This is a genomic window from Deltaproteobacteria bacterium, assembly GCA_016234845.1.
In the GTDB taxonomy this organism is placed as follows: domain Bacteria; phylum Desulfobacterota; class Deferrimicrobia; order Deferrimicrobiales; family Deferrimicrobiaceae; genus JACRNP01.
Genome location: JACRNP010000072.1, coordinates 1 through 8,411 on the forward strand (window position 1 = coordinate 1; position 8,411 = coordinate 8,411).

Annotated in this window: 8 protein-coding genes; 2 read left to right on the forward strand and 6 right to left on the reverse strand. The window is 67.4% G+C overall.

All coding sequences use genetic code 11. The annotated features are described in order from the left end of the window. From crcB to HZB86_05670, 6 genes are all read right to left on the reverse strand, one after another. The coding region (crcB, locus tag HZB86_05645; protein ID MBI5905016.1) for a fluoride efflux transporter CrcB at positions 1-281 on the reverse strand (281 nt) is incomplete at its 3' end. 180 nt (positions 282-461) lie between these two features. Then, positions 462-2,774, reverse strand: a complete 2,313-nt coding sequence (locus HZB86_05650; protein MBI5905017.1) for a DUF3365 domain-containing protein — start codon at positions 2,772-2,774, stop codon at positions 462-464. A 120-nt stretch (positions 2,775-2,894) separates the two neighbouring features. After that, positions 2,895-3,773, reverse strand: a complete 879-nt coding sequence (locus HZB86_05655; GenBank protein ID MBI5905018.1) for an ATP-binding protein — start codon at positions 3,771-3,773, stop codon at positions 2,895-2,897. Beyond that, complete coding sequence (locus HZB86_05660; GenBank protein MBI5905019.1) at positions 3,770-4,522, reverse strand: 3-oxoacyl-ACP reductase FabG; 753 nt, start codon at positions 4,520-4,522, stop codon at positions 3,770-3,772. The genes HZB86_05655 and HZB86_05660 overlap by 4 nt, the downstream gene beginning before the upstream one ends. A gap of 156 nt (positions 4,523-4,678) precedes the next feature. Beyond that, positions 4,679-4,858: a DUF1059 domain-containing protein gene (locus tag HZB86_05665; protein ID MBI5905020.1), complete on the reverse strand. Its 180-nt coding sequence runs from the start codon at positions 4,856-4,858 to the stop codon at positions 4,679-4,681. A gap of 15 nt (positions 4,859-4,873) precedes the next feature. Next, the gene (locus HZB86_05670) at positions 4,874-5,083 is read right to left on the reverse strand and encodes an SAP domain-containing protein (GenBank protein MBI5905021.1); all 210 of its coding nucleotides are present in this window, start codon (positions 5,081-5,083) and stop codon (positions 4,874-4,876) included. A gap of 198 nt (positions 5,084-5,281) precedes the next feature. On the opposite strand from HZB86_05670, the gene HZB86_05675 reads away from it, so the two are divergent. Then, positions 5,282-6,727: an AsmA family protein gene (locus HZB86_05675; protein MBI5905022.1), complete on the forward strand. Its 1,446-nt coding sequence runs from the start codon at positions 5,282-5,284 to the stop codon at positions 6,725-6,727. 106 nt (positions 6,728-6,833) lie between these two features. Further along, the coding region (locus HZB86_05680) for a sigma 54-interacting transcriptional regulator (GenBank protein MBI5905023.1) at positions 6,834-8,411 on the forward strand (1,578 nt) is incomplete at its 3' end.

The following is an 8,411-nucleotide window of genomic DNA, read 5'->3' on the forward strand; positions in this document are numbered from 1 at the left end:
GCCCCCTCCAGCAGGCGGAACGTCTCGTAGCTGAAGGTCGAGAACGTCGTGAACCCCCCGAGGAAGCCGATGGTGAGGCCGATGCGAAGGTCGGGGGAAATCTGCGTGGTGCGGAGGCCGAACTCCATGACGAGGCCGATGAGGAACGCCCCGATCGCGTTGACCGCGAGGGTCCCGTACGGCATCGAGGCGCCGAGGTGGTCGTGGACCAGGCCGGAGAGGAAGTAGCGCGCGAGGCACCCCAGCGCGCCGAAAAGGGCGATGTACAGGACAACGGTCACGGAAGCGAATCCCTTCTGCGGATCGCAAGTCGCCCCGGACAAAAAAAACTCCTGCCCCACAGTTGTCGGGTAGGAGTCATCAGCCGTCCGGACGACGGCGGTTATCGGCGAACTCCATCGCCGGAATACGCCATTTTCATACCACGACCGCCTCCCGTTGGGAAGCTTGTCGCCGAACGGTCACGAATCCAGGACTTTTCTCAGTTTCATCGCCAGATCCCGCATCCGGAACGGCTTCTGGATGAACGCCACCTGCTCGTCAAGAATGCCGCGTTTCGCGATGACGTCCGCCGTGTACCCCGACATGTAGAGACATTTCATCCCCGGCCGCGCCTCTTGGAGCCGGTCCGCCAGCTCCTTCCCGCTCATGCCGGGCATCACCACGTCGGTCAGCAGCAGGTCGAAACGCTCCGCGCTTCCTTCGATTATGGCAATCGCCTCGGCGGGCGTCCCGGCGGAGCGCACCGAATACCCCAGGATTTCCAGCAGGGATTTCCCAAGCTCCAGGATCGCCCGCTCGTCCTCGACGAGGAGGATGGTCTCCCCGTGGCCCATCGGGATTTCCGCCGGGGATCCGGCGCCGGACTTTGCGACTTCACCCGCGTGCCTGGGAAGGTAGATCCGGAAGACGGTCCCATCCCCCGGTTCGCTGTCGACTTCGATCACCCCGTTGTTCTGACGGACGATGCCGTACACCGTGGCGAGTCCGAGACCGGTGCCCCGACCCACCTCCTTGGTGGTGAAAAACGGCTCGAACAGCCGCTCGAGGATTTCCTTGTCCATGCCGGAGCCGTCGTCTCCCACCGAAAGCACGACGTACTCCCCGGGGACGGATCCGGGATGACGCGCGCAAAAGGCCCCGTCGAGAGACGCGTTCTCCGTCCGGATGGTGACCTTTCCGACTCCCGCAATCGCGTCGCGGGCGTTGGCGCAGAGATTCGCGAGGATCTGGTCGATCTGGCCGGGGTCCATTTTCACGGGCCACAGCCCCGCCTGCGGCAGCCAGACGACGTCGATCTCCTCGCCCATCAGCCGGCGCAGCATCGCGAACATCCCTTCCACCGTCGCGTTCAGGTCGAGCACCACGGGCTCGCCCATCAGCCGGCGCAGCATCGCGAACATCCCTTCCACCGTCGCGTTCAGGTCGAGCACCACGGGTGCGACCGCCTGCTTCCGGGCGAAGGCGAGCATCTGCCGCGTGAGGACGGCGGAACGCTCGGCGGCGTTGCGGATCTCCACGAGATCCTCGCGAACGGACTCCTCCGTCCCGATCTTCCCGATCGCCATTTCCGAATGGGCGAGGATCACCATGAGCATGTTGTTGAAGTCGTGGGCCACGCCGCCGGCGAGCCGCCCGATCGACTCCATCTTCTCGGACTGCGCGAGCTCCGACTCGAGCCGCTTCCGCTCCTCCTCCCCCCGCTTTCGATCCGTTACGTCGTGGACGATGGAGTGGAGATACCCTCTCCCCTTCGCCTGGATCCGCGTGCTGTACACCTCGACGTCCCGGACGGATCCGTCAGCCCTCCGGTGGCGGAATTCGTAACGTCCCCCCGCCCCGGAACCGACCTCTCGGAGTTTTTCCGCGAGCTCCTCCGGAGGAAGGGTGTTGATCTCGCCGATCTTCATCCGCCGGAGCCGCTCGCGCGGCCAGCCGTAGAACCGCGCGGCGGCCGGGTTCGCGTCGACGATCCCCCCGGTGTCCGGATCGACGATCAGCTTGACCGCGGCGTGCTGCTCGAACTGGCTCCGGAACAGCTCCTCCCGCTCCCGAAGCATCCGCTCGGATCGACGAAGCGAAACGTTCCCCGCCCACACCCCGGCGAGACCGAGGATCCCGATCAGCAGGTGGGCCGTCAGGCTCTGGAACCGTTCCTTGCCGATCGCCGCCAGGTAGGGACCGTATTGGATCGAGACGCTGATCCCGCCGCGGATATCGCCTTGCCTGTACCCCTGCGAGGCATGGCATTTGAGGCAACCGGCCTCGACCACGAGGGGACGCATCAACCGCAGGAACGGCACGCCGTCCATCGCTTCGACGGAGACCGCCTCCTTCGCCCCCGCCTCGAAGGTGCGCAGCACCTTCGTCTCCCACGCGTCCGGTGCGTTTCCGGGACGGATCGGGCGGAGGCTGGTGATGTGGCCCCGCGCCCCGTACTGCTCCCGGCCCAGCTCGTGCACCTGGCGCGTCATGTACGCCGGGTTCATCAGGGTCAGGCGCTTCCCGTCCGTGGTCACGACGTCCCGGTCCGGGATGTGGGCGAGATACGGGTTGGGAGGCGTGCGATCCGTCGGGGGAACGTATACGCCGCCTTGACCGGCGGCCCATCTGCGGTACACCAGGTCCTTGTTGAACGCGGAGCGGGCCTCGGTTTCGGCGAACATCTTCCCGGTCCTGCCCGCCTCGATCCAGTCCCAGGTGAAGGACACGGCGATCGCCGCGACCCAGACCACGGCGGAGATCGCCACCATGCGGGCTCTGGCGCGTTCCACGCGGGAGGCGGCATCCTCCATCGCGACCTTACCCCCTCGTCGTTCCGGGATACCCTCTCATCGCCGTACCGGAGCCCGTTCCCGCGTTTCCGCAAACCTTCCGTTCCACCCCGGATCCTATCACGTCCCCCTTCTCCCGAGCCGGCCGGAGAGGTCGTCGATGAACTGCTTCGCCGTGCGCCCGCTGCGGGAGCCGGCGTCGAGCGCCCACCGCAACGCTTCCTCCCGCAACGGCGCCGGATCGACCGGCAGCCGCATCCGCCGCGCGTACGACTCCACCGCGTCGAGGTACGTGTCCTGGTCGAACCGGTAGAACCCGAGCTGCAGGCCGAACCGGTCGGACAGGGAAAGCTTCTCGCCCGCCGCCTCCTCCGGGTGGATCTCCTCCTCCTCTCCCAGCGCCACGCGCTTCTCCGGCATCAGGTGGCGGCGGTTCGACGTGGCGTAGATCAGCACGTTCTCCGGCCGCTCCTCGACCCCGCCGTCCAGCAAGGTCTTGAGCCCCCGGAAATCGGCCTCCCCCTCGTCGAACGACAGGTCGTCGCAGAACAGGATGAACCGGAACGGCGCCCTCCGAAGGTGCCCCGCGACCTTCGGGAAGGAGAAGAGGTCCCACCGCGCCAGCTCCACGATCCGCAGCCCCCGCGCCCCGAACTCCCCGAGCAGCCCCTTCACGCACGACGACTTCCCGGTGCCGCGCTCGCCCCACAAGAGGACGTGGTTGGCGGCGAATCCCTCAACGAACTGCGCCGTGTTCCGCAGGAGCTCGTCCTTCGCCCGGTCGATCCCCACCAGCGAGGAAAGGTCCACCCGGTGCGGGGTTTCGATCGGCACGATCCGCCCCCCGCCCCCCGCGCGTTCCCAGCGGAACGCCCAATGGTCGCGGAAGATCGCCGGGTCGGGCGGGGCGGGCTCCCCCTTCCCGAGAAGCCCCTCCCCGCGCTCGAGAATCCGTTCGAGACGCCGAAGCGCCCCTTCCCAGGGAGCTTCCCGCGTCATGGCATGTGGGCCCCGCCGGAAACCGGGAGGTACGTCCCCGAGACGAACCGCGCCTCGTCGGACAGGAAAAAGAGCACCGCGCCGGCGACGTCCTCGGGGAGCGCGTTGCGCTTGAGCGGCGTCATCTGCGCGATCCCGTCCTTGTCCTTCTGCGGGAGGAACGACGTCGCGTCGGTCAGCGTCAGCCCCGGCGCCACCACGTTCACCCGCACCCCGTGGGGCCCCAGCTCCAGCGCGAGCGACTTCGCGAACGCATCGAGCCCCGACTTCGCGGTGCTGTGCGCGCAGAACCCCTCCCCCGGCTGGCGGGAGAGGCCGCTGCTGACCGCCACGATCGCCCCCCGCCGGCGTTCGACCATCCCCGGCACGAACGCCTTGCAGCAGAAGAACGCCGCCCGGAGCTCGCCGGTCAGCTTCGCCTCGAACTCCTCCCACCGGTACGAAAGGAACGGGACGATGGGAAACGAGATGGATGCGTTCAGGACGAGCGCGTCCACGGGTCCCAGCTTATCGCGGACCTCCCGCGCCATCGCCTCGCACTGCGACGCGTCGCGCACGTCGGCCCGGAAGGCGGCCGCCGTCCCGCCCGACTCGCGGATCGCCGCCACCACCTCCCCCGCCGCGGTCTCGCTCTGGAAGTAGTTCACCGCCACCGCGGCCCCGGCCCGCGCGAGGCGCTTCGCCGTCGCCGCCCCGATACCGCGGCTGGCCCCGGTAACCACCGCCACCTTCCCCTTCAACTGGACCATGACGCCCCCCTCCCCCCGCCGTTCGCAGATTTCATGCGGAGAGAATATCTTACCCCTTGCCGGGCGCATCAAGGAAAAAGGGCAAGGCCGCCGCGACCTTGCCCTTCCGGGGGGACCGGGAACCCCTCGACGGATTTCGACGGGACCGGATGCCGTTTATGCGGGATCGAGGAGGATCAGATCCCTGGCCTTCCGGCGCAGCGCCTCCGTGAGTTCCACCCCGTGGGCGCGCTTCAGGTGGTCGCCGATCGCGATCGCGATCTCCTCCTCCGACTCGTCGTGGACCTCGAAACCGCACTTCATCCCCAACGCCCTGCAAGAGAGGTGCTTTTTCACGGCTCAAACCTCCTGTCAGCGGTTATCCTCCGCGACCGATGCCTTGAAGCAGTCTTCCCGCCAGAGGCACTCCTCCTGGTCGCACTCCTCCCCGGTCGCCGTCCCGTAGCAGTCGAAATTCCCCTCCGCCTTCTGGATGGCCCGGATGATCTCGGCCTTCTCCATCCGGGTCGACCGGATCCCCAACTGCCGCGCGATGTTGCGCACTTCCTTCACGTTCGGCATGCCGCTCTCCTTCCGTCCGGCGGGACACCGCCGGACTCCCGCCTCCGATTGTATACAGTATACATATCCGCCCCGCGCGTGTCGAATCCGGTTCATTACTCCCCTCCCGGCTCCGGGCGAACCGGGCCGCCCGGTTTGACCGTCGGCCCGCTCCGTCGCAAGATAGGGGGGTCGCCCCTTCCAGGAGGTGTCGTTCCGATGAAAAGAGTCGCCGTCGTCCTTGGAATCCTGGCCGTCCTCCTCGTCCTCGCGGGGGTCGCGATCCTCGTCCTCGTCGACGTGAACGCCCACAAGCCCCGGATCGAGGCCGCCGTGTCGGACGCGCTGGGGATGGAGTTCCGGATCCTCGGGAAGGCGGCGCTGCGGCTTGCGCCGTCCGCGAGCATCTCCCTGTCCGACGTCCGCCTGAGGAACCGGGGGACCGATCTCGCAACCGCGGAATCGCTCCGGGTCGGCGTTCTGCTTCGCCCCCTGCTTCGCCGGGAGGTGGCCGTAACGGAGATCGTCCTCGAGAAGCCGGTCCTCCGGATCGAAAAGGGGGCGGACGGGAAGTTCAACTACGAGACCGTCCCACGGCCGAAGAAGACGCCCGCCGGGGAGGGCGCGGCGGCGGGCGCACCGCTGGCCGTGGCGAGCGGATCGGTCCGGGACGGCCGCCTAATCTTCGAGGACCGGAAGGAAGGGACGAAGACGGAGCTCTCCGGCGTGGAGCTGTCCATCCGGGATCTCTCCATACCGACCGCCCCCGACGCCCCGATGATCAGGGGGTTGTCGTTCCTGGGGACGCTTCGGTTCGCGGAGCTTTCGTCGAAGGAGCTGTCCGTCTCCGACGTGGACGCGGCGGTTTCCGCCTCCGGCGGGATCTACGACATCCGCCCCTTCACGATGAAGCTTTTCGGCGGAAAGGGGGAGGGCGGGATCCGGGTCGACCTGTCGAAGGAGAGGGCGGACGTCCAGGTGAAGTACGCGCTTTCGAAATTCCGCGCCGAGGAATCGCTGGCGGTGGTCTCGCGGAAGAAGTTCCTGAGCGGCCCGCTCACCATCGAGCCCGACCTGTCGTTCCACGGGAAGGGGGCCGCGGAGATGAAGCGGACGCTCCGGGGACGGCTGTCGCTGCGAGGGGAGGGGCTCACCCTCCACGGGATGGACGTGGACGCCGTCCTGTCGAAGGTCGAGGAGGCGCAGAAGCTGAACCTGGCCGACGTCGGCGCGTTCCTCCTCGCCGGACCGCTGGGGAGCGCTGCGGTCAAGGGGTACCGTTTCGGAGGCGTCTACGGAACCGCCGCCAGGGAGGGGGAGAGCCGGGTGACCCGCCTGGTGTCCGACTGGACGGTTCGCGACGGCATCGCGCACGCACGCGACGTGGCGTTTTCCACCCCGAGGAACCGGATCGCCCTCGCCGGAAGGCTCGACCTCGTGAACGAGCGGTTCGTCGACGTCACCGTGGCGGTGCTCGATGAAAAGGGGTGCGCGAAGGTGCGCCAGAAGATCTCCGGCCCCTTCAGCGACCCGACGGTCGACAAGGTGAGCGTGATTCAGTCGGCGGCCGCCTCGGTCATTGGGCTCTTCGAGCGGGCGAAGCGGCTGATCGGCGCGTCGAGGTGCGAGCCGTTCTACACGGGGTCGGTACCGCACCCCGGTTAACGACAATCATTCCCGAATCGGTGCGCGCAGGCGGATTTTTTTCGGATGCGGCGGGTTGTGTGGTAAAATCCAAAACAATTTTATAAAACCGTAAGGTTGGTTCTGAATGGGGAAAGTCCACCACGCCACCGCCCCTTCGGGGGATCCCGCGTTCCGGGAGTACATCCAGAAGGGCGTCGAGCGCGGCATCGAAAGCCGGATCGTCGATTCCTGGAAGCGATGCAGCCAGGCGGGGTTGAGCCCGTTCGTGCGAACCGCCCCCGCGCCGATCGAAAACCACATCTTCAAGCAGCGGATCGAGCAGAACCTGGAGATCGTCGAGCTGTTCCAGTTCTACATGCGTCGATTCTCCGGGATGCTGGAGCAGCTCGGGGCCTGTTCCTTCGTCTGCGACATCGACGGATACATCCTGTCCCGCGTGGGGTACGGCAAGGCGCTGAACTTCTTCGACAACGTGTCCCTCCTGGAGGGGAGCAACTGCAGCGAGGAGTTCCTCGGGACGAACGCCCCCGGCCTCGCGCTCGTCACGCGCGAGCCGGTGATGGTGACGGCCGACGAGCATTACGCGAAAATCTGCCACCCGGCCTTCTGCGCCGCCTCGCCGATCCTCGACCAGAACCGGGACCTCCTCGGCTGCGTGGACATCACGAAATTCTTCGACCACCACATCTCGGACGAGCTCCGGAATCACCTGCTCAACCTGGCGATCTCCCTCTCCGACATGATCCGCAACGAGGTCTTCCTCGGCCGCCTCGCGAGGTCCTACCCGGTCCACTACCCCGGGCGGTTCGAGTCGCAGGGCGGCCCGAACGCGCCCGGAAGCGGGGACCGCCCGGAGCGCAAGCCGCGGTTCTCCTTCGCCCGCATCGTCGGCTCGGCCCCGCCGCTCGCCAGGGCGGTGCAGACGGCGAAGACGTACGGCCGCAAGGAGGGGAACGTCCTCATCCTCGGCGAGACCGGGACCGGGAAGGAGCTCTTCGCCCAGGCGATCCACGACGAGGGGCGGCGGGCGGGCGGCCCGTTCGTGACGGTGAACTGCGCGGCCATCCCCCTGGAGCTGGCGGAGAGCGAGCTGTTCGGGTACGAGCGGGGGGCGTTCACGGGGGCGAGAACGGAGGGCCACCCGGGAAAGTTCGAGATGGCCCACCAGGGGACCATCTTCCTGGACGAGATCAACTCGATGCCGCTCCCGATCCAGGCGAAGATCCTGCGCGTCGTGGAGACGAAGCGGGTCACGCGGATCAACGGGAAGCGGGAGATCCCGGTCGACGTGCGGATCATCGCGGCGAGCAACCGGGTGCTGGCCGACGAGGTCGCCGCCGGGACGTTCCGCAAGGACCTCTTCTACCGGCTGAACGTCCTTCCGCTCCGGGTCCCCGCGCTGCGGGAGATGAAGGAGGACATCCCCGCCCTTCTCGACGCCTTCTTCCATTCGTGCGCGGAGGCCCACGGCGTCTGCCGGAAACGGATATCCACGGATGCGCAACGGCGCCTCGTCGCGTACGACTGGCCGGGCAACGTCCGGGAGCTGAAGAATTGCGCGGAGTACCTCTGCTTCACGGTGGAAGGGGACGAAGTGGCGGAACACCACCTCCCCCCCGAGATCCATGCCGGGAAGACCGACGGGGCTCCCGGGCCGGCGGCGCCGCCGGAGGAGCCGAAGAACCTCGGTTCGCTCGAGCGG

Excerpts from the sequence above, each read along its gene's own strand:
- HZB86_05655 (MBI5905018.1), bottom strand. The coding sequence starts at position 3,773 with ATGACGCGGGAAGCTCCCTGGGAAGGGGCGCTTCGGCGTCTCGAACGG.
- HZB86_05660 (MBI5905019.1), bottom strand. The coding sequence starts at position 4,522 with ATGGTCCAGTTGAAGGGGAAGGTGGCGGTGGTTACCGGGGCCAGCCGC.
- HZB86_05670 (MBI5905021.1), bottom strand. The coding sequence starts at position 5,083 with ATGCCGAACGTGAAGGAAGTGCGCAACATCGCGCGGCAGTTGGGGATC.
- HZB86_05675 (MBI5905022.1), top strand. The coding sequence starts at position 5,282 with ATGAAAAGAGTCGCCGTCGTCCTTGGAATCCTGGCCGTCCTCCTCGTC.